The sequence below is a fragment of the Acinetobacter sp. TR11 genome, assembly GCF_027105035.1.
Classification (GTDB): Bacteria; Pseudomonadota; Gammaproteobacteria; order Pseudomonadales; family Moraxellaceae; genus Acinetobacter.
The window spans coordinates 12,732-34,182 of record NZ_CP114256.1; the positions used below are offsets into that span (position 1 = coordinate 12,732).

General features: G+C 42.1%; 14 protein-coding genes, 2 tRNA genes and 3 rRNA genes. 15 read left to right on the top strand and 4 right to left on the bottom strand.

Going from position 1 to position 21,451, the window contains the following annotated elements:
• Positions 1–161 precede the first annotated feature (161 nt).
• The 3 genes from O1450_RS00050 (at position 162) to erpA (ending at position 2,915) form a co-directional block, all read left to right on the top strand.
• A complete protein-coding gene (locus tag O1450_RS00050) occupies positions 162–1,169 on the top strand; it encodes a putative solute-binding protein (protein ID WP_269229242.1) in 1,008 nt (335 codons plus the stop codon).
• Between the two features lie 283 nt (positions 1,170–1,452).
• Positions 1,453–2,457 carry a putative solute-binding protein gene (locus tag O1450_RS00055; protein ID WP_269229243.1) on the top strand — a complete coding sequence of 335 codons (1,005 nt, stop codon included), beginning with the start codon at positions 1,453–1,455 and terminating at the stop codon, positions 2,455–2,457.
• A 122-nt stretch (positions 2,458–2,579) separates the two neighbouring features.
• The gene (erpA, locus tag O1450_RS00060; RefSeq protein ID WP_005158950.1) at positions 2,580–2,915 is read left to right on the top strand and encodes an iron-sulfur cluster insertion protein ErpA; all 336 of its coding nucleotides are present in this window, start codon (positions 2,580–2,582) and stop codon (positions 2,913–2,915) included.
• A 50-nt stretch (positions 2,916–2,965) separates the two neighbouring features.
• On the opposite strand, the gene O1450_RS00065 is transcribed toward erpA, so the two are convergent.
• Positions 2,966–4,093, bottom strand: coding sequence for an anhydro-N-acetylmuramic acid kinase (locus tag O1450_RS00065; RefSeq protein WP_269229244.1), 1,128 nt, complete (start codon positions 4,091–4,093; stop codon positions 2,966–2,968).
• Positions 4,094–4,154: 61 nt separating this feature from the next.
• Here O1450_RS00065 and tyrS point away from each other — a divergent pair, with 61 nt between their 5' ends.
• The 8 genes from tyrS (at position 4,155) to O1450_RS00105 (ending at position 12,376) form a co-directional block, all read left to right on the top strand.
• Positions 4,155–5,387, top strand: a complete 1,233-nt coding sequence (gene tyrS, locus O1450_RS00070; RefSeq protein ID WP_269229245.1) for a tyrosine--tRNA ligase — start codon at positions 4,155–4,157, stop codon at positions 5,385–5,387.
• 497 nt (positions 5,388–5,884) lie between these two features.
• Positions 5,885–7,422 (top strand): 16S ribosomal RNA (locus tag O1450_RS00075).
• Positions 7,423–7,481: 59 nt separating this feature from the next.
• Positions 7,482–7,558: transfer RNA gene (locus tag O1450_RS00080), tRNA-Ile, on the top strand.
• A gap of 36 nt (positions 7,559–7,594) precedes the next feature.
• A tRNA-Ala gene (locus O1450_RS00085) sits at positions 7,595–7,670 on the top strand.
• A gap of 385 nt (positions 7,671–8,055) precedes the next feature.
• Positions 8,056–10,946 (top strand): 23S ribosomal RNA (locus O1450_RS00090).
• 174 nt (positions 10,947–11,120) lie between these two features.
• A 5S ribosomal RNA gene (rrf, locus tag O1450_RS00095) occupies positions 11,121–11,235 on the top strand.
• The 16S, 23S and 5S rRNA genes sit together here with 2 tRNA genes alongside, the layout of an rRNA operon.
• A 118-nt stretch (positions 11,236–11,353) precedes the next feature.
• Entirely contained in the window at positions 11,354–12,046 is a 693-nt protein-coding gene (locus O1450_RS00100) for a tetratricopeptide repeat protein (RefSeq protein ID WP_269229246.1), read from the top strand.
• An 18-nt stretch (positions 12,047–12,064) separates the two neighbouring features.
• Positions 12,065–12,376 (top strand): ankyrin repeat domain-containing protein, encoded by a 312-nt coding sequence (locus O1450_RS00105; protein WP_269229247.1) that lies wholly within the window; start codon positions 12,065–12,067, stop codon positions 12,374–12,376.
• 292 nt (positions 12,377–12,668) lie between these two features.
• On the opposite strand, the gene O1450_RS00110 is transcribed toward O1450_RS00105, so the two are convergent.
• Positions 12,669–13,364 carry a TIGR04219 family outer membrane beta-barrel protein gene (locus O1450_RS00110; protein WP_269229248.1) on the bottom strand — a complete coding sequence of 232 codons (696 nt, stop codon included), beginning with the start codon at positions 13,362–13,364 and terminating at the stop codon, positions 12,669–12,671.
• Between the two features lie 132 nt (positions 13,365–13,496).
• Here O1450_RS00110 and O1450_RS00115 point away from each other — a divergent pair, with 132 nt between their 5' ends.
• The 3 genes from O1450_RS00115 to O1450_RS00125 all read left to right on the top strand — a co-directional run bounded on the left by O1450_RS00115 (position 13,497) and on the right by O1450_RS00125 (position 16,945).
• On the top strand, positions 13,497–14,939 hold the full coding sequence (locus O1450_RS00115) for an aldehyde dehydrogenase family protein (protein ID WP_269229249.1): 1,443 nt from the start codon (positions 13,497–13,499) through the stop codon (positions 14,937–14,939).
• A 373-nt stretch (positions 14,940–15,312) separates the two neighbouring features.
• Positions 15,313–16,791 carry a sodium-dependent transporter gene (locus O1450_RS00120; RefSeq protein WP_269229250.1) on the top strand — a complete coding sequence of 493 codons (1,479 nt, stop codon included), beginning with the start codon at positions 15,313–15,315 and terminating at the stop codon, positions 16,789–16,791.
• Positions 16,792–16,801: 10 nt separating this feature from the next.
• A complete protein-coding gene (locus tag O1450_RS00125) occupies positions 16,802–16,945 on the top strand; it encodes a methionine/alanine import family NSS transporter small subunit (RefSeq protein ID WP_241334418.1) in 144 nt (47 codons plus the stop codon).
• 41 nt (positions 16,946–16,986) lie between these two features.
• Here O1450_RS00125 and rsmB read toward each other — a convergent pair whose 3' ends face one another.
• The gene (gene rsmB / locus O1450_RS00130; RefSeq protein ID WP_269229251.1) at positions 16,987–18,294 is read right to left on the bottom strand and encodes a 16S rRNA (cytosine(967)-C(5))-methyltransferase RsmB; all 1,308 of its coding nucleotides are present in this window, start codon (positions 18,292–18,294) and stop codon (positions 16,987–16,989) included.
• On the bottom strand, positions 18,291–19,253 hold the full coding sequence (gene fmt / locus O1450_RS00135; protein ID WP_269229252.1) for a methionyl-tRNA formyltransferase: 963 nt from the start codon (positions 19,251–19,253) through the stop codon (positions 18,291–18,293). The genes rsmB and fmt overlap by 4 nt, the downstream gene beginning before the upstream one ends.
• Before the next feature lie 210 nt (positions 19,254–19,463).
• Here fmt and ilvD point away from each other — a divergent pair, with 210 nt between their 5' ends.
• Positions 19,464–21,293 carry a dihydroxy-acid dehydratase gene (gene ilvD, locus O1450_RS00140; protein ID WP_269229253.1) on the top strand — a complete coding sequence of 610 codons (1,830 nt, stop codon included), beginning with the start codon at positions 19,464–19,466 and terminating at the stop codon, positions 21,291–21,293.
• Positions 21,294–21,451: the final 158 nt, after the last annotated feature.

A 21,451-nucleotide genomic window follows, 5' to 3' on the forward strand; every position in this document is an offset into this window, starting at 1 on the left:
CAAATATGTTTATGAAAATAAGTGAATGAGATAAAACAGGACAAAAAGCAAACATTATTGACATAAAAATAGAGCACAAGCTCTATTTTTTTTTGAAAAACATGATTAATATTTGCTTCGAACAAGGAGACAAACATAAAGTTTGTGGAAGGATGAAAAATATGAAAAAAATTGCGTTAGCTATTGCAGCAACTTCAATCTTAGGTGTATCTGCTTCTACTCAAGCAGCAATTGATGTGTGTGTATTCGACTTATTAGGAAAGTCAGGTGAATCATACAAAATGATGCAGGACTGGGCACTTGCAGCAAAAGGCTGGGGCGCTGATGTAAACCTTCTTGCGATTACAGATGAACAAGTCGCTGATAATAACTTTAAAGCGGGTAAATGTGCTGCTGTAGCAATGACAGCGATGCGTGCTCGTCCATATAACAAGTTTGCGGGTTCTATTGACTCTTTAGGCGGTGCGCCAAGTAATGAGATCGCTCAACGTGCGATTACTTATGTTCTAGATGAACGTAATGCTGCAAAAATGGTAACTAACCTTGGTGGTAATAAATACGAAGTTGCTGGTATTGCTCCATTAGGCGCGGCTTACATTTTCGTGCGTGATAAGAGTATTAACTCAATCGAAAAAGCAGCGGGTAAAAAATTCGCAGTATTGGGTTATGACGATGCGCAAAAAATTATGGTACAACGCGTAGGAGCACAAGCGGTACTTTCTGATATTTCTAACTTTGCTGCTAAATTTAACAATGGCCAAGTAGATATGGTAGGCGCTCCTGCTTATGCATATAAGCCATTAGAGTTGAGCAAAGGCTTAGGCGCTAACGGTGCAATGTTTAACTTCCCTGTATTACAAGTGACTGCGGATCTTGTGTTACGCCCAGAAAAATTCCCAGCTGGTTTTGGCCAAAAATCTCGTGATTATTTTGTGAAGCAACTTCCAAAAGCTTTCGCAATGATCAAGCGTTATGAAGCTGAAATCCCAGCAAAATACAAAATGAACTTAACTGCTGAAGACAAGTTAAAATATCAAAAATTAATGCGTGATGGTCGTTTAGAAATGACTAAACGTGGTATTTATGATGCTGGTATGATGTCAGTATTGAAGAAAGCACGTTGTTCAGTAGACAAAGCTAACTTTGAATGTGCATTACCAGGTGAATAATCATCAAATGCTATAAAAGTAACTTAAGGCCTAGATTTTTCTAGGCTTTTTGTTTTTAAGTGCTTGTCATTTAAGTCATTGTCTTTATGTGAAAATATCGCAATCATAACCATATAAAAACAAATGAAATCGATAAGATTTAAAAATATGTTTTAATCAGGAAGATTAAAAACGACTGTATTTAAACATATATTCATTTGAAGACCCTATCAGGATAGAACGTTGCTCTTCATATACGTAAATGTTTCGCAACAAAACAATATAGATGCAAAGGAAAAATAATATGCAATGGTTTAAAACACTCCTACTCGTAACGGGTATAGCAGCAGTATCTGCTGGAGCTCAAGCAAAACAAACAATGTGTGTATTTGACATTGTAGGCAAAAGCGGTGATGTGTATGCATTAATGAAAGATTATCAGCTTGCAGCTAAAACTTGGGGTGCAGATATTGAACTCAAAGTGGCAACGAATGAAGCTGTAATTGCTGAAGATTTTAAAGCAGGGAAATGTGATGGCGTCAGTATCACAGGCATGCGAGGCCGCCAATTCAATCCATTTACAGGCTCATTAGATGCAATTGGTGCTATCACCGACCTTAAGCTTGCTGTAAAAGTGATGCAAGGTTTAGCGAGTCCAACTTTTGCCAAAGCGATGGTCAATGGTAAATATGAAGTGGCTGGTGTAATTCCGATTGGTGATGCATATTTATTAGTAAACGACCGTAATATCAATACTGTTGCAAAAGCTGCAGGTAAAAAAATTGCGGTTTTAGACTATGATGAAGCACAAAAAATTATGGCTTCACAAGTGGGTGCTCAAGCTGTAAGTTCAGATATTACTAATTTTGGTGCTAAATTTAATAATGGTCAGGTTGATATTATTGGTGCACCTGCTGCCGCGTTTAAACCATTAGAACTTTACAAAGGTTTAGGTACTAAAGGGGCAATTGTCAATTATCCAATTTTACAGGTAACAGGTAACTTAATTATTCATCCTGATAAATTCCCAGAAGGTTTTGGTCAAAAATCAAGAGAATGGGTGAAGGCACAATTGCCACGTGCTTTTGGTATCTTGGGTAAAATGAAAGCGGATATTCCACAAAAATACTGGATGGAAGTACCTCCTGCTGATAAACCTGGCTATCAAAAATTAATGCGTGAGGCACGTATTAACCTTACAGCAAAAGGAATTTACGATAAGCGTATGATGAAGTTGTTATGGCAATTCCGTTGCCGTGAAGATGCCAAAAATTTTGAATGTGCTTTGCAGGAAGAGAATTATAAATAATCTGTTAAAAAGTCCTTAATCGTACTTTAAACTTCAAATACAGACCCGATATTGAGTATGCTATACTGAATATCGGGTCTTTTATTTATGAAAGACGTATTGAAGTCTGAGGAATATCTACCATGAATGCCCAAGCTCTTGAATTGTCAGATAATGCTGCCAACAAAGTTCGCCAATTACGCGAAAGTGAAGGGAATAACGACTTGATGTTACGTGTTTATGTAACGGGTGGTGGATGTTCAGGCTTTTCTTATGGTTTTAATTTCGCTGAAAGTGTTAATGAAGATGATGCTGAATTTACCAATGGCGACGTTAAAATGTTAGTTGATTCACTTAGCTATCAATACTTAGTTGGTTCAGTGGTTGATTATCTTGAAGGACTAGAAGGTTCTCGCTTTGTAGTGCAAAACCCGAATGCAACGACAACTTGCGGTTGTGGATCATCTTTCTCGATTTAATAGATTCTAAAGATAAAAAAGCTTCTCAATTTGAGAAGCTTTTTTATTGTTTACACCATCGTAATCGTACCTAAAATACGATCACCCGATGCACCTGTTACAGCGGGTAAATTACCGCTAAGTTGTTCAACGAAACGCATGGCTAACCATGCAAACGCCGTCGCTTCGACCCATGTCGGTGCCAAACCAAGGGCATCCGTGGTTTGTACTGACCAATTGTGTTTGCGTAAGCGCCAACGTAATTGTTCCAATAAATAAGAATTATAAGCACCGCCACCACAAACGTAGAGTTCGCCTGTTTCCATGCTAGAACGATAGACTGCTTTTTGAATTGCTCTTACGGTAAGTTTCAGTAAGGTCGCTTGAATATTTTCAGGCGTATCTTCTAGTTCGTCATAGGTTAAATCATTGCGCCAATCGATCAGTTGATCATCTAACCAATCAATATTAAAGTCTTCGCGACCTGTACTTTTTGGAGGTTCTTTCGAAAAGTATTCGTGTGAGTGCAGTCGATCTAATAGGGAACGTATTGGATGGCCATAAGCAGCCCAGTCGCCATTTTCATCGTATGGATGCCCTGTATGACGATGACACCATGCATCCATTAACATATTTGCAGGGCCTGTATCAAAGCCATAAACACCGTCAAGGTCATTTGCAGGCAACATACTGACATTGGCAATACCGCCTAAATTTAAAATGACACGATGGATACTGTCATGCTGAAACAATGCTTGATGAAAAGCTGGTACTAAAGGAGCACCTTGCCCTCCTGCGGCCATATCACGACGACGAAAATCTGAAATAACAGGAAGTTGAGTGATTTCAGTGATGATATTTGGATCACCAATTTGTAAGGTAAAGCCATGCTCAGGGCGATGACGAATAGTTTGCCCATGAGAACCAACCGCCTTGATTTGATTACGATCTAAATTGTTCTTTTCAATCAGCGTATTGATGCCATGTCCAATCATTTGTGCCAAAGCGACATCGGCTTTACCCATACGATCAATTTCATTGTCATCTGGAAGCGTGAGAGCCATTAACTCATCACGTAGCTCAGGCTCAAAAGGCACGGTCAGCGTAGCGTGCAGTGTTAAAGGATCAAATGAAGTTGCAACAATATCAACACCATCCATGCTCGTGCCTGTCATTACACCAATATAGATTGCGCTCATATACAACTTATCCTGCAAGATGCTGAAAAAATGTTAGTATATCGCACAAATTGAATAACTGATGTGTTTAGGTTTTGTGATGTCAAATTTCTTGCCAGCCGAAGAACAGCTTGCTCTCATTCAACGAGGCACGCACGAGATTATCTCTGACGAAGATTTACTTAAAAAACTGAAAGAGAATCGTCCACTCCGTGTAAAAGCAGGCTTTGACCCAACGGCTCCTGATTTACACTTAGGACATACGGTTCTAATTAATAAATTAAAAACCTTCCAAGATTTGGGACATGAGGTTACTTTCTTGATTGGTGATTATACCGCCATGATCGGTGATCCAACGGGCAAAAGCGCAACACGTCCGCCGTTGTCGCAAGAGCAAGTACTTGCCAATGCCAAAACTTATCAAGAACAAGTTTTTAAAATTTTAGATCCAAATAAAACCAAAGTTCGTTTTAACTCAGAATGGTTTAGCCAAAAAACTGCGGCTGATTTAATTCAATTGGCAAGTCAGCAAACAGTATCACGTATGTTAGAGCGTGATGACTTTACTAAGCGATATAATAACCATCAACCGATTGCGATTCATGAATTTCTCTATCCATTGGTACAAGGTTATGACTCGATTGCTCTTGAAGCGGATGTGGAGTTAGGCGGAACAGACCAAACCTTTAACTTGCTCATGGGACGTACTTTACAAGGTCGTTATGGTCAAGAATCACAAGTCTGCATTACTGTACCAATCCTTGAAGGTTTAGATGGTGTCAATAAGATGTCTAAATCTTTAGGCAACTATATTGGTGTATTTGACACCCCAGGTGCAATGTATCAAAAAATCCTGTCTATGCCAGATAGCTTGATTGAACGTTACTTTGATCTACTGAGCTTTAAGTCACTTGATGAAATCAAAGTCTTACTTGATGAAATGGCTGCGGGGCGTAACCCACAAGAAATCAAACGTATTTTGGCGCTTGAGTTGGTTGAACGTTTCCATGATGCAGAAGCAGCGGAAAATGCACATAAGAGCGCAGGTAACCGTGTAACTGAAGGTGAAGTGCCAGAAGATACCCCAGAAGTGACGATTTCTCGTGCTGAGTTTGGTGGTGAGTTATTTATTGCAACGATTCTTCGTGTTGCAGGTTTAAACCCAAATGCAGCTGCAGCGAAAGACGCCGTGGGTCGTGGTGCAGTAAAAGTTGATTGGAATGTGGTCGATATGAGCTACTCTGTAAAAGAGAATGTCACTTTAATCATCCAATCGGGTAAAAAAGCCATTGCACGAGTGACTTTCACTGACTAAATCGAAATGAAAATAATAAAAAGCAGGCCATGAGCCTGCTTTTTATACGTAAATAGCTGATAAAAACAACGAAAACACTGGTTTTGTAGAAAAAAGAAACATGCGAAAGAAAATAATAAAAAAGGGGGTTGCACCTGATGTGAAATACTGTAGAATGCACATCCATCGGCGGTGATGCAGATAAAAACTTGTTGAGAAACAAGGATTTGGCTAGAAGGGTTAGATTCTTGGATTGATTAGTGGGTTTAAAAATATCGAAATTACCTGTTGACTTTAGTTTAGATTAGAGTAACATAGCCGACCTAGCTTGATGATGACGAATCATCGAGAAGATCATTAAGAGAATAGAAGAACAACTTGTGTGGATTTTTACTGGTTGATCGATCGAAAATATTTCATTGATTGAAAGGTAGAAATTTCTCGAAGTTTATTTGAGCGAATTTTTAGTCAGAAAATTGATGAGCCAAGATTTGTAGCCATAAGCTACTAATGATTTTAAACTGAAGAGTTTGATCATGGCTCAGATTGAACGCTGGCGGCAGGCTTAACACATGCAAGTCGAGCGGGGTGAGGTGCTTCGGTACTGATCCTAGCGGCGGACGGGTGAGTAATGCTTAGGAATCTGCCATTTAGTGGGGGACAACATTCCGAAAGGAATGCTAATACCGCATACGTCCTACGGGAGAAAGCAGGGGATCTTCGGACCTTGCGCTAAATGATGAGCCTAAGTCGGATTAGCTAGTTGGTGGGGTAAAGGCCTACCAAGGCGACGATCTGTAGCGGGTCTGAGAGGATGATCCGCCACACTGGGACTGAGACACGGCCCAGACTCCTACGGGAGGCAGCAGTGGGGAATATTGGACAATGGGCGGAAGCCTGATCCAGCCATGCCGCGTGTGTGAAGAAGGCCTTTTGGTTGTAAAGCACTTTAAGCGAGGAGGAGGCTACCTAGATTAATACTCTGGGATAGTGGACGTTACTCGCAGAATAAGCACCGGCTAACTCTGTGCCAGCAGCCGCGGTAATACAGAGGGTGCGAGCGTTAATCGGATTTACTGGGCGTAAAGCGTGCGTAGGCGGCTGATTAAGTCGGATGTGAAATCCCTGAGCTTAACTTAGGAATTGCATTCGATACTGGTCAGCTAGAGTATGGGAGAGGATGGTAGAATTCCAGGTGTAGCGGTGAAATGCGTAGAGATCTGGAGGAATACCGATGGCGAAGGCAGCCATCTGGCCTAATACTGACGCTGAGGTACGAAAGCATGGGGAGCAAACAGGATTAGATACCCTGGTAGTCCATGCCGTAAACGATGTCTACTAGCCGTTGGGGCCTTTGAGGCTTTAGTGGCGCAGCTAACGCGATAAGTAGACCGCCTGGGGAGTACGGTCGCAAGACTAAAACTCAAATGAATTGACGGGGGCCCGCACAAGCGGTGGAGCATGTGGTTTAATTCGATGCAACGCGAAGAACCTTACCTGGCCTTGACATACTAGAAACTTTCCAGAGATGGATTGGTGCCTTCGGGAATCTAGATACAGGTGCTGCATGGCTGTCGTCAGCTCGTGTCGTGAGATGTTGGGTTAAGTCCCGCAACGAGCGCAACCCTTTTCCTTATTTGCCAGCGAGTAATGTCGGGAACTTTAAGGATACTGCCAGTGACAAACTGGAGGAAGGCGGGGACGACGTCAAGTCATCATGGCCCTTACGGCCAGGGCTACACACGTGCTACAATGGTCGGTACAAAGGGTTGCTACCTAGCGATAGGATGCTAATCTCAAAAAGCCGATCGTAGTCCGGATTGGAGTCTGCAACTCGACTCCATGAAGTCGGAATCGCTAGTAATCGCGGATCAGAATGCCGCGGTGAATACGTTCCCGGGCCTTGTACACACCGCCCGTCACACCATGGGAGTTTGTTGCACCAGAAGTAGGTAGTCTAACCGCAAGGAGGACGCTTACCACGGTGTGGCCGATGACTGGGGTGAAGTCGTAACAAGGTAGCCGTAGGGGAACCTGCGGCTGGATCACCTCCTTAACGAAAGATTGACGATCGGTAAGAATCCACAACAAGTTGTTCTTCGAAGATGTATCTGAGGGTCTGTAGCTCAGTTGGTTAGAGCACACGCTTGATAAGCGTGGGGTCACAAGTTCAAGTCTTGTCAGACCCACCAAATCTGAAAGATATATCGTTCATTAAGTGATAAGCTGGGGACTTAGCTTAGTTGGTAGAGCGCCTGCTTTGCACGCAGGAGGTCAGGAGTTCGACTCTCCTAGTCTCCACCATGAATTAAAAGAGTTTTTAAAACAAAATTAATTCAAAGCTAAGAAGATTATAGAGTTTAGTGAATACAGTCTAATTTGACTGGTTTATTAATCTCTGTGATTTATCACAGTTTACTGCAAGCTGACGAGGCTGTAGTTAATCATTAACAGATTAGAATTTGAGTCTGAAATAAATTGTTCAAACTCGATTAAATAGGAAGATAACAAGTAATTGTTAAATTAATATTTAATCTGAGAACTAGCAAAAACACTGAATCAAGCGTTTTGGTATATGAATTTAGATTGAAGCTGTATGGTGATTAAGTTCACAGACAACGAATAGTAGCAATTAAGTTTGCAACGCTAACACTGACTTGTATGTGTTAACGACTGTTTGGGGTTGTATAGTCAAGTAATTAAGTGCATGTGGTGGATGCCTTGGCAGTCAGAGGCGATGAAAGACGTAATAGCCTGCGATAAGCTCCGGGGAGGCGGCAAATATCCTTTGATCCGGAGATTTCTGAATGGGGGAACCCACCCGCTATAAGGCGGGTATCATAAGCTGAATACATAGGCTTATGAAGCGAACGAGGGGAAGTGAAACATCTCAGTACCCTTAGGAAAAGAAATCAATTGAGATTCCCTTAGTAGCGGCGAGCGAACGGGGAGTAGCCCATTAAGTTGTGTGTGTTCTAGTGGAACGCTCTGGGAAGTGCGAACGTAGAGGGTGATATTCCCGTACACGAAAGGGCACACACAATGATGACGAGTAGGGCGAGGCACGTGAAACCTTGTCTGAATATGGGGGGACCATCCTCCAAGGCTAAATACTCCTGACTGACCGATAGTGAACCAGTACCGTGAGGGAAAGGCGAAAAGAACCCCTGTGAGGGGAGTGAAATAGATCCTGAAACCGCATGCATACAAGCAGTGGGAGCCGACTTGTTCGGTGACTGCGTACCTTTTGTATAATGGGTCAGCGACTTATATTCAGTAGCGAGGTTAACCGTATAGGGGAGCCGTAGAGAAATCGAGTCTTAATAGGGCGTTTAGTTGCTGGGTATAGACCCGAAACCAGGCGATCTATCCATGAGCAGGTTGAAGGTTGGGTAACACTAACTGGAGGACCGAACCCACTGTCGTTGAAAAGCCAGGGGATGACTTGTGGATAGGGGTGAAAGGCTAATCAAGCCTGGTGATAGCTGGTTCTCCCCGAAAGCTATTTAGGTAGCGCCTCGGACGAATACCATTGGGGGTAGAGCACTGTTTCGGCTAGGGGGTCATCCCGACTTACCAAACCGATGCAAACTCCGAATACCAATGAGTACTATCCGGGAGACAGACTGCGGGTGCTAACGTCCGTAGTCAAGAGGAAAACAATCCAGACCGCCAGCTAAGGCCCCAAAATCATAGTTAAGTGGGAAACGATGTGGGAAGGCATAGACAGCTAGGAGGTTGGCTTAGAAGCAGCCACCCTTTAAAGAAAGCGTAATAGCTCACTAGTCGAGTCGGCCTGCGCGGAAGATGTAACGGGGCTAAAACTATGTGCCGAAGCTGCGGATTTGACAATAGTCAAGTGGTAGGGGAGCGTTCTGTAAGCCGATGAAGGTGTATTGAGAAGTATGCTGGAGGTATCAGAAGTGCGAATGCTGACGTGAGTAACGACAAAACGGGTGAAAAACCCGTTCGCTGAAAGACCAAGGGTTCCAGTCCAACGTTAATCGGGGCTGGGTGAGTCGACCCCTAAGGCGAGGCCGAGAGGCGTAGTCGATGGGAAATTGGTTAATATTCCAATACTTCTGTGTAATGCGATGAGAGGACGGAGAAGGTTAAGTCAGCCTGGCGTTGGTTGTCCAGGTGGAAGGTTGTAGGCATGTATCTTAGGCAAATCCGGGGTACTCTATGCTGAGAACTGATAGCAAGCTGTACTTGTACAGTGAAGTGGCTGATACCATGCTTCCAGGAAAAGTCTCTAAGCTTCAGTTACACAGGAATCGTACCCGAAACCGACACAGGTGGTCAGGTCGAGTAGACCAAAGCGCTTGAGAGAACTCTGCTGAAGGAACTAGGCAAAATGGTACCGTAACTTCGGGAGAAGGTACGCTGCTGACGGTGATGGGACTTGCTCCCTGAGCTATTGGCAGCCACAGAAACCAGGCCGCTGCAACTGTTTATTAAAAACATAGCACTCTGCAAACACGAAAGTGGACGTATAGGGTGTGATGCCTGCCCGGTGCTGGAAGGTTAATTGATGGGGTTAGCGTAAGCGAAGCTCTTGATCGAAGCCCCAGTAAACGGCGGCCGTAACTATAACGGTCCTAAGGTAGCGAAATTCCTTGTCGGGTAAGTTCCGACCTGCACGAATGGCATAATGATGGCGGCGCTGTCTCCAGCAGAGGCTCAGTGAAATCGAAATCGCTGTGAAGATGCAGTGTACCCGCGGCTAGACGGAAAGACCCCGTGAACCTTTACTGCAGCTTGACATTGAACTTTGACCTTACTTGTGTAGGATAGGTGGGAGGCTTTGAAGTTGGAACGCTAGTTCCAATGGAGCCGTCCTTGAAATACCACCCTGGTAATGTTGAGGTTCTAACTCTGCCCCGTAATCCGGGGCGAGGACCATGTCTGGTGGGTAGTTTGACTGGGGCGGTCTCCTCCTAAAGAGTAACGGAGGAGTACGAAGGTGCGCTCAGCGTGGTCGGAAATCACGCGTAGAGTATAAAGGCAAAAGCGCGCTTAACTGCGAGACCCACAAGTCGAGCAGGTACGAAAGTAGGTCTTAGTGATCCGGTGGTTCTGTATGGAAGGGCCATCGCTCAACGGATAAAAGGTACTCTGGGGATAACAGGCTGATACCGCCCAAGAGTTCATATCGACGGCGGTGTTTGGCACCTCGATGTCGGCTCATCTCATCCTGGGGCTGAAGCAGGTCCCAAGGGTATGGCTGTTCGCCATTTAAAGAGGTACGCGAGCTGGGTTTAGAACGTCGTGAGACAGTTCGGTCCCTATCTACCGTGGGCGCTGGAAATTTGAGAGGATCTGCTCCTAGTACGAGAGGACCAGAGTGGACGAACCTCTGGTGTACCGGTTGTGACGCCAGTCGCATCGCCGGGTAGCTATGTTCGGAAGGGATAACCGCTGAAAGCATCTAAGCGGGAAGCCTACCTCAAGATAAGATTTCCCTAGGAATTTATTCCTCTAAAGAGCCGTTCGAGACTAGGACGTTGATAGGTTGGGTGTGGAAGCACGGTGACGTGTGAAGCTGACCAATACTAATTGCTCGTGAGGCTTGACTATACAACACCCAAACAGTTGTTGTATTCAAGATAAATTCAATACATAACTTGATTTAGTGTGAAAACTAGTTAAAATGCTGAACACAAAGTTAGACTCAATATCTAATCCGTTAATAACTCATTTGGAAAAAGCCTTGGCATAGATAAGACCAAAGCAAGTATCCATAAACAGTTTGCTGGCGACAATAGCAAGAGTGAACCACCTGATCCCTTCCCGAACTCAGAAGTGAAACCTCTTAGCGCTGATGGTAGTGTGGCGTTTGCCATGTGAGAGTAAGTCATCGCCAGCTTTTAAATTATAAACACCCCCTCCGCTAATGCAGAGGGGGTGTTTTTTATTCGGGGCAGAATAAATAAATTGGCTTGTGTTAATATCCCTCTATATTTGTCTAGGGAGATGGAGTAGACATGAAAAAAGGCTTGTTGGTATTGGTTGTTAGCTTATTAGTTTCAAGTATGGCTTTTGCAATCAATGACTTGGATACAGGTCTAAAAGCTTATTATCAAAAGAATTATAAAGTTGCTTTTGACAGTTTTGAAAAATCAGCAAAGACGGGAAACGTTCAGGCAATACACTATTTAGCAAGTTTGTATTTTCAAGGCTTAGGTGTCCCCAAGAATGTAGAGAAGGCTTTTAACTTATTTAATCAATCTGCTCAAAAAGGTTATGCTCCCTCCTTAGCAAATCTTTCGATTATGTATTATGAAGGTATTGGAGTACAAAAAAATCCGGAAAAGGGTTTTGAATATACTGAAAAGGCTGCGAATGCAGGAGATTTGCAATCTCAATTTAATTTAGGTAATGCTTTTCGCAAAGGGAACTTTGTTAAACAAGATTATACTAAAGCTGCTTTTTGGTATGAAAAATCAGCAAAAGCTGGCTATTCTTTTTCTCAAAATGAGTATGGTTTATTATTTGCTCAAGGTTTAGGCGTTGAACAAGACTATTATAAAGCTTACGCATGGATCAGTGTTTCAGCTGAAACCGAAAATGATCAGGCAATTAAAAATTTGAAGAATTTTACTCAAATTTTTAATATTCAAGAAATGAAGAAGGCTAAGGAGCTAGCTGATCAGTATAAAACACTTTATCTTAAATAAAAAAATTAGGTATTTCTGATGAAACTCAACTCTTTTTCTCCACTGCCTGAAGATGATGAAGAACTGCATCTTCCTGAGCTAGTGTATTGGGCATCACTGGGTGATGTGGAACAAGTCGAGCAGCTATTGGCGGGGGGAACAGATCCTAATCAGACTGATGATGAAGGTTATAGCGCGCTTCAAGCTGCTGCCGAGAATGATCATTTAGCTGTGGTGAAGCTACTGGTGAGCAAAGGAGCAAATGTCGCTTATAAAGGCGAATATACTGCGCTGCAGCTTGCAGAAATGGCAGAGCATGACGAAGTGATTGTCTATCTAAAAAGTCTTTAAATCGCGCATGAAATAATAAATAAAAAGAAGCCCCATCATCCTGACGGGGCTTCTTAGTATTCAGTTTCTTGTCGTTTATATTCCTTATGAACGACCGCTTCTTGCGTATCTTGTTATTTTCAATGAGACTTCCTGTCTCTCTATGATTTGTATGATATGTGAAAACTTTAGAATGGGATATTCGCCAATCGCTGCGATTGTTGTAGGTTTTGGCTTACATCAATTTTGAGTGATGTAATCATAAATAATAAAAAACGGAATCAAAAGATTCCGTTTCTCACCTTATTACGATTTAGAAATGAACATCTAAACCGATATAAGGACCTTTAAAATTAAATTTAAGATCGTTTTTTTCGTAGTCATCTAATTTAATGTCTAAGATACGGTAGCCAGCTTTCAAGCCAACATCGACCAACAGATTATCAATAAAGTTATATTGTAATTCGGCTTGTGCGTCAGTAATTTTGGTATCATTGATGTTGCTATATAACAATTCAGCTTTAGCACTCAAGCCTGTAAATGGTAATTTTACACCTGCTGATCCATAGATCACAGGAACAGTTTTATCGATGTCTGTTTTGCTTAAACCGAGTGTTTTAACATCACCATTTAAACTGGTTGCGCCTAAACCAACATCTGCATTTACGATAGTATCCAAGATTTCATAATATAAAATGAAATCGGTATGGTCTATGTTCAAGTCATAAACTGGCCGACCTGCAACTTCATTTTCAGTTTGTGATTTTAAATTCACATAGCGAATTTTTGCATTTGGAATCAGTGGAATCGGGTGCTCAAATGCAAGCGAAACCTGTGCAGATCCCTTACGATCAAGGTCTTGATCTGGTGCAGATGTTTGTGCAGCTACATTGGCTTCACCGTTGTAATTCCAGTAGCTGAGATCGCCTTTTACACCAATCATATCTGCTTGTGCTAGACCACACAGACTTGTCCCTAAAGCTAAGATTGATATTTTTAATATTTTCATTTGATTGTCCTAATTCATATCAAAAACCGTAATGAATTGTTGTGAATTCATCAGTGATTGGGCGAATCATATAGTGATAATTGAAAATATACAGTAGTCTAATTTTAAATTTTGATAATGGGATGAAGAATAATGACCGATGCACAAAATGTTGTGGATTATCCTTTGTATGTTGCAGGAAAAGCAGTAACGACAGGTCAATGGTTAGAAGTTCATGATAAATATACTAATACGGTCTATGCTAGAGTTGCGTTAGCAGATGAAAAAGTGTTGGAAAAAGCAATTTCTGCATCAGTTAAAGCTGAGGTAGATATGGCGACTCTTAAGCCATTTGAAAAACAAAAAGTTCTATTACATTGCGTTAAACGTTTTAATGAATTACGTGAAGAATTGACAGAAATATTGATTGTTGAAGGGGGTAAGCCGCGAGGTGCTGCAAATGCAGAAGTGGAACGTCTGATAAATACTTTCCAATTGGCTGCAGATGCGGTCACACAACTTGATGATGGTCGAATGTTGCCTTTGGCAGTAACGCCTGCGGCTGCTCGTTTTCGAGGTATGGTTAAGCATGTGCCAATTGGTGCAGTTTCGCTGATTAGCCCATTTAATTTCCCTTTAAATCTGGTGGCACACAAGATCGCACCTGCAATTGCAGCAGGTTGTCCATTTGTATTGAAGCCTGCGAGTTTGACACCGATCAGTGCATTAATGATTGCCAAAGTTTTGGCGGAAACTGATTTACCCAAAGGCTCATGGTCAGTGTTGCCTTGTGATCGCCAAGCAGCAGATATTTTGGTAACAGATGATCGTTTTAAATTACTCAGCTTTACGGGGTCAGATCAGGTTGGTTGGGACATGAAAGCACGTGCAGGGCGCAAGAAAGTTACTTTGGAACTGGGTGGGAACGCTGCGGTTCTGATCGATGCAGATACCGTGATTGATGAGGCGCTGATTGATCGTTTGATCAGTGCCGCTTATGCACATGCAGGGCAAGTCTGTATCAGTGTACAACGGATTTTAGTTCATGCTGATCTTTATGTGGAAGTGAAAAAGAAACTGATTGCTAAACTGAAAAAAATTAAAGTAGATGATCCAAAGCTCAATACCACATTAGTAGGTCCGATGATTAAGGAAGCTGAAGCTGTTCGTCTGAAAAAATGGGTTGATAAAGCTGAGAAAAAAGGGGCAAAGGTTCTGACGGGAGGACATTTACAAGGGGTATTATTTGAACCAACCTTACTGGAAAATGTTGATCCCAAGCTAGAAATTTATAAGGATGAAGCATTTGGCCCGATTGCTATTTTAGAAAAATTTAAAGAGTTTGAGCATGGTATTAATACAATTAATCAAAGTCGTTTTGGTTTACAGGCAGGGGTATATACGCAAAATCTGAATAAAATGCTGTATGCATGGGATCATTTGCATGTTGGTGGAGTCATCATTAATGATGTGCCTACATTCCGTGTCGATAACATGCCTTATGGTGGCGTGAAGGATTCTGGATTAGGTCGCGAAGGAATTCACTCAGCGATTCGTGATATGCAAGAAGAACGTTTGCTCGCAATTAAACAATAAAATAGAAGTTCAAGCGGAGTTCTGGCTTCGCTTGATTAGTTTATATACTTGATTTTATAAATTGACTGTAAGGTCAAAATTTCATTCAGTTAAAAAATAATCAGTTATTTAAAAAACATAATTTTTCAGACAGAAATTACAGTAAAAAGAAATAAAAACAGGTATTGTTCGGCTATTAAAAAGCAGAAAAACAAAATCCAATCTTTAAGGAAGATGGTTTGGTTTTTGCTTGTTTGTTCATGAAAGTGAGAGGCCCACAAGGTTGGAATTTCATGCAAGCAAAACGATATTTTTTATGGCACTTTTCATGTCTGTTGGATAATAAAACCTAACGCAGTATGAAAAATGCCAGCAGTAAATTTTTAGGTGTTATATGGCAGATTCTCGTGAAAACTGGACATCACGATCTGGTTTTATTATTGCAGCTGTTGGTTCGGCTGTAGGTTTAGGTAATATTTGGCGCTTTCCTTATGTTGCCTACGAAAATGGTGGTGGTGCGTTTCTTATTCCGTATTTACTCGCACTCATTACGGCTGGTTTACCTCTTTTATTTTTAGATTATGCGACAGGTCATCGTGCGCGTAATTCACCTCCAAAAGCTTATAGAGCGTTATTTAAAGGTGGTGAAACATTAGGTTGGTGGCAAGTCTGTGTGTGTATCATTATCGGTTTGTACTATGCCAGCGTACTGACATGGGCGGGAAGTTATGTGTATTTCTCGATTGGTCAGGCGTGGGGCAGTGACCCAGAAAGTTTCTTCTTTAATACGTACTTACAGACCTCTAAAGCAACTGGCTTTGATTTGCAGTTTGTCAGTCATTTATTTTGGCCGATCGTTGGTATTTGGGCATTAACATTAATTATTCTTTATGGTGGCGTTAAAAAAGGCGTTGAATTATCAAATAAGATTTGCATGCCTTTATTATTCGTTCTGTTCACAGTTTTGGTGATTCAATCATTACGTTTACCTGGTGCAGCTGAAGGCTTAAATGCATTTTTCACTCCGAACTGGTCTGCAATGATGGATTATAAAGTGTGGTTAGCTGCTTATGGGCACACTTTCTTCTCATTATCTGTTGGCTTCGGGATCATGGTGACATACTCCTCTTACTTAAAGCCGAAAACCAATTTAACAGGCTCGGGTTTGATCGTTGGTTTTGCCAATGCTTCAACTGAGATCTTGGCAGGTATTGGTATTTTTGCAGCATTGGGTTTTATGGCTCATGCGGCGGGGAAAGAAGTACATGATGTTGTCAGTGGTGGTATTGGTCTAGCATTTATTGCCTTTCCAAAAATCATTTCAAGCTTGGGTGCAGGTGCAGATTTATTTGGTCTATTGTTCTTCTCTTCGCTTTTTGTCGCTGGTATTTCTTCCATGGTCAGTATCTTGGAAGTACCAATTGCAGCGATGCAAGATAAGTTAAAATGGAGTCGTAAGAAAGCAGTAACCATCATTGGTGGTGGTAGCGCATTCGTTTCAGTTATCTTATTCTCAAGCGTAAATGCGATTAAACTGGTGGATATTGTGGATCACTTTATCAATAACATCGGGATTATTGGTGGTGCATTATTATCCATCATCAGTGTGGCTTGGTTTAAGCGTTCAGCTTTAATCGAACTTCGTGATCATGTGAACCGTATTTCGACGATTCAATTGGGTAAAGGTTGGGATTTCACTTTAACTGTGATCACGTCTTTGATCTTATTAACCACATTGAGCATGACAGTGTTTAACTTGGTCAAAAATGGTTACGATACGTATAGCATGAGCTTGCAAGGTATCTTTGGGTGGGGCAGTGTGATTTTCTGTGCTGTCGTTGCAGTTATACTCAGCAAAATGAAAGATCGCTAGGAGCGCAGTTATGAATACTTCAGCAATCGTGATGATGATCATTTCAATGGTGTTTTTATGGGGCGGACTTGCTTTGTCTATCCTACACTTGATGAAACATCCAGAAGAGCTTGATGACGTTCTGGAAGAAGTCAAAGACCAACATACGCTGTAAATTAATTTAAAAAAAAGCAGGCTTTCAGCCTGCTTTTTTTATTACGCCATTTTTTTAATATGGCAATAATAGAAACCATCGCCAGAGTGCGCAGACGGTAATAATTGACGACCATAAGTCTGTTCAATCCCCCAATCCGCATTGATTTTGATTTCTTCTGCATCCGCATGTTCTGCAAAGAATGCCGCCATTTGCTGCTCATTTTCAGCCTTTAGAAGCGAGCAGGTGATATACAACAACGTCCCACCAACTTTGAGCTGTTGCCACATCTGCTGCAAAATCTGTTGCTGTAAGGCCACTGTTTGCGCGATATCGGTTGATTGTCTTAACAGACGAATATCGGGGTGGCGACGAATCACACCTGTTGCAGAACAAGGCGCATCCAGCACGATACAATCAACCAGTTCCTGTGCCTGCCACGTGGTGGCATCAGCGGTAATAATTTCAACATTGTCCTGATCTAGGGCAAGACGTTCTAAATTTTCAGAAACACGCAATAAACGTTTGGCATCATGATCAAGTGCAATCAATTTTTTAGGATTAAAGCGCTCAAGGATATGTGCGGCTTTACCCCCTGGTGCAGCACAGGCATCGACAACAACTTTATTATCTAAGTTCGGTAAAAGCGTCGCGCACAATTGTGCATGTTCATCTTGAACAGAAAAACCACCTTCTTCGAAACCGGGTAAATGGGTAATATTGCCCGTTTGCTCCAAAACAATGCCAACATCTGAAAGCGTGCAAGGACGAGCATCAATCTGCTCTTCGTCCAAGATCTCTAAATATTCGTTGCGACTGACTTGGCGTTCATTGATGCGGAGAGTTAGTGGAGCGACTTGTTTTAAGGCTTGGCATAGAGTCTCTGCTTGCTCAGGCCAATCTTTTTTAAGTCGCTTGAATAACCAACTTGGTAAACCATGCGTATTATTCAACGCTGTTTCAAACTCAGCTGTTTCACGTGAAACACGACGCAGAATCGCATTGACCAAACCACTCATTGGTTCGAAACCGAGTTGCTTAGCCGCATTTACCGTTTCTGAAATCGCAGCATGTACAGGAATACGGGTACATAAAATTTGATATAAACCTAGATATAAACAACTTTCTAGTGCTTCATTGTCTAATGGTTTCGTAAGCAATGGTAGAGTAATTGCTTTTAAAGAAAACCATTGGCGTAAACACCCTAAAGTAAGCTCGTGATATAAACCACGGTCACGTTCAGAAACAATATTGATATGTTGATTTAAAACAGAAGCCAAAGATTGCCCATTTTGAACAGCCAAAAGTGTTTTAATCACTTGCGCACGCAGGTTCAAATTTTTTGTAGATGATTGATTCGATTGGCTCATGGGAGAATTTGTCCAAGATGTAATTTCTGGGTTTGGCTAATTTGAACTGGATTGAGGGCTTTAGCACCTGGCCATTGCAAACTGGTTAAGCACACTGCGCTATTGTCGCCACAGGCAACATGTACGCCTTGTTTATCAATTCCTATGATTTCCCCCAATTGAGCATCCGTTTTACTGTGTTCAGAAAGGATCGAATTCCAAACCCTTAAAGCATTGTTTTCATCCAGTTGGATAAAAGCCACTGGCCAAGGATTAAAAGCACGAATATTACGATCGATTTGAACTGCATCTACAGTCCAATCGATACGGGCTTCGGCTTTGACTAATTTATGTGCATAAACGGTCAGAGCTTCATCTTGAACTTCACGTTTTTCGATAAAATCTTGTAAACTTTGTTCAGATTCGAGTACGGTACAAATCGCTTCTGCACCTTGAGCAGCTAATTTGTCATGCAGGCTAGCAGACGTATCTTCGGCGGTGATTGGACAGTAGGTTTTATACATCATATCGCCTGTATCTAAACCTGCCGCCATTTGCATGATGGTGATGCCCGTTTCAGTATCACCTGTGGCAATGGCACGTTGAATTGGTGCAGCACCACGCCAGCGGGGTAATAGTGAACCATGGATATTTAAACAGCCATATTTAGGGGTATCTAAAACCGCTTGCGGTAAGATTAAACCATAGGCTGCAACCACCATCACATCAGCACCTAGAGCAGCAAGTTCTTGTCGAGCTGCCAAGCCTTCTTCGGTAGACGCTTTAAAATTCAAAGGTTGGTAAACGGGTAAATCGTGTTCAAGTGCCAATTGTTTAACAGGCGATGGCGTTAATTTTTGACCACGTCCTGATTTACGGTCAGGCTGGGTATAAACAGCAATAATTTGGTGTGATGTTTTTAATAATGCCGCTAATGCAGTTGCTGCAAATTCAGGTGTACCAGCAAAAATGATTTTCACAAATGGAATCCAAATAAAACTTATCGCAAATTATAAGCGAAAAAGCGATAAGCCCCTAATTCAGGGCATGAATTGCTTTTGAGCAAAAAAAGATAGGCCTGTTGGTCATCTGTTAAACGATAACTTGTAGTATGATGCAAAGAGCTCAGTATCATTTCGCCAGAGAGAATGTCCTATTCTTCTCGAGCACAAACTTGTTGGGAATCAAAAATGCCTGATTATCGTTCGAAAACATCAACACATGGAAGAAATATGGCTGGCGCACGCGGTTTATGGCGTGCGACAGGTATGAAAGATGAAGATTTTGGCAAACCAATTATTGCGGTGGTCAATTCATTTACCCAATTTGTTCCTGGACATGTGCATCTTAAAGATTTAGGGCAACTGGTTGCACGAGAAATTGAAGCTTCTGGTGGTGTCGCAAAAGAATTTAATACCATTGCCGTTGATGACGGGATTGCCATGGGCCATGACGGGATGCTGTATTCACTACCATCACGTGATTTAATTGCCGATTCTGTAGAATACATGGTCAATGCCCATTGTGCCGATGCAATGGTGTGTATCTCGAACTGTGACAAGATCACACCGGGAATGCTGATGGCAGCAATGCGCTTGAATATCCCAGTGGTGTTCGTGTCTGGCGGTCCTATGGAAGCGGGTAAAGTCAAATTCCGTGGTAATGAAAAAGCCATTGACCTTGTTGATGCCATGGTCGTTGCAGCAGATGAAAGCTATACCGATGAAGAAGTTGCAGCATTTGAGCGTTCGGCATGTCCAACTTGTGGTTCATGTTCGGGTATGTTTACTGCAAACTCAATGAACTGTTTAACTGAAGCTTTGGGTTTATCATTGCCGGGTAATGGTTCTATTGTTGCAACACATGCCAACCGTGAAAAATTGTTCTTAAAAGCGGGTCGTTTAGTAGTTGAACTGGCGAAACGTTATTATGAACAAAATGACGACAGCATTCTGCCACGTTCAATTGCAACCAAAGCAGCATTTGAAAATGCGATGACTTTGGATATTGCAATGGGTGGTTCTACCAATACCGTATTGCATTTGCTTGCTGCTGCACATGAAGCAGAAGTTGATTTCACTATGGATGATATCGACAATTTATCTCGTAAAGTACCTGTATTGTCTAAAGTTGCACCTGCAAAGTCAGATGTGCACATGGAAGATGTACACCGTGCTGGGGGTATCATGGCGATCTTGGGTGAACTCGATCGTGCTAACTTACTGAACACCTCTTGCCCAACGGTACATGAACCTACTCTGAAAGATGCCTTAGACAAGTGGGATATTATCCGCACTGAAGATGCTGATGTTTATGAGTTCTATCGCTCATCACCGGGTGGTGTTCCAACTCAAGTGGCATTCTCACAAAACCGTTATTATTCAACTTTGGATGGTGACCGTGAGAAAGGTGTGATTCGTAATGCTGAACATGCTTTCTCTAAAGACGGCGGCTTGGCAGTCCTTTACGGTAACATTGCTTTAGATGGCTGTATTGTGAAAACTGCGGGTGTGGATGAGTCGATTCTTAAATTCACCGGTACAGCGCGTGTTTTTGAAAGCCAAGATTCAGCGGTTGAAGCGATTTTAGATCATAAGATCGTGGCAGGTGACATCGTTGTCATTCGTTATGAAGGCCCACGTGGTGGTCCAGGCATGCAGGAAATGTTGTACCCAACCAGTTACTTGAAGTCGAAAGGTTTGGGTAAGGACTGTGCATTGATTACTGATGGTCGCTTCTCTGGTGGTTCTTCAGGTTTATCAATTGGTCACGTGTCTCCAGAAGCAGCGGAAGGTGGTGCAATTGGTCTGGTTGAAGATGGTGATACCATCCAAATCGATATTCCGAATCGTACCATTCACCTTGATGTAGATGATGCAACGATGGCACATCGCCGTACAGCTCAAGAAGCCAAAGGTTGGCATCCAGCGGAAGAGCGTAAGCGTAAAGTTTCAAAATCTTTGAAAATTTATGCTTTGCATTCAACCAGTGCTGCGAAAGGTGCTGTACGCGTTCTGTAAACTATTGCTAAGCGACAATGTTTATCATCCCTCTTTATTACGATAAAGAGGGACTTTTTTCTGATTTTATAAGATACTCATTATACTTATTTGCTCACTTGTTTGAATTCAAGTTAGAGAAAGCTTATCCATTCATCACTTTATAATCATTAGAGGCG

Bases quoted from the DNA above. Each gene is read 5' to 3' on its own strand.
- O1450_RS00055 (WP_269229243.1), top strand. From the start codon at position 1,453: ATGCAATGGTTTAAAACACTCCTACTCGTAACGGGTATAGCAGCAGTA.
- tyrS (WP_269229245.1), top strand. From the start codon at position 4,155: ATGTGTTTAGGTTTTGTGATGTCAAATTTCTTGCCAGCCGAAGAACAG.
- O1450_RS00105 (WP_269229247.1), top strand. From the start codon at position 12,065: ATGAAACTCAACTCTTTTTCTCCACTGCCTGAAGATGATGAAGAACTG.
- O1450_RS00065 (WP_269229244.1), bottom strand. From the start codon at position 4,093: ATGAGCGCAATCTATATTGGTGTAATGACAGGCACGAGCATGGATGGT.
- O1450_RS00110 (WP_269229248.1), bottom strand. From the start codon at position 13,364: ATGAAAATATTAAAAATATCAATCTTAGCTTTAGGGACAAGTCTGTGT.
- O1450_RS00120 (WP_269229250.1), top strand. From the start codon at position 15,313: ATGGCAGATTCTCGTGAAAACTGGACATCACGATCTGGTTTTATTATT.
- O1450_RS00125 (WP_241334418.1), top strand. From the start codon at position 16,802: ATGAATACTTCAGCAATCGTGATGATGATCATTTCAATGGTGTTTTTA.
- O1450_RS00100 (WP_269229246.1), top strand. From the start codon at position 11,354: ATGAAAAAAGGCTTGTTGGTATTGGTTGTTAGCTTATTAGTTTCAAGT.
- rsmB (WP_269229251.1), bottom strand. From the start codon at position 18,294: ATGAGCCAATCGAATCAATCATCTACAAAAAATTTGAACCTGCGTGCG.
- O1450_RS00050 (WP_269229242.1), top strand. From the start codon at position 162: ATGAAAAAAATTGCGTTAGCTATTGCAGCAACTTCAATCTTAGGTGTA.
- ilvD (WP_269229253.1), top strand. From the start codon at position 19,464: ATGCCTGATTATCGTTCGAAAACATCAACACATGGAAGAAATATGGCT.
- erpA (WP_005158950.1), top strand. From the start codon at position 2,580: ATGAATGCCCAAGCTCTTGAATTGTCAGATAATGCTGCCAACAAAGTT.
- O1450_RS00115 (WP_269229249.1), top strand. From the start codon at position 13,497: ATGACCGATGCACAAAATGTTGTGGATTATCCTTTGTATGTTGCAGGA.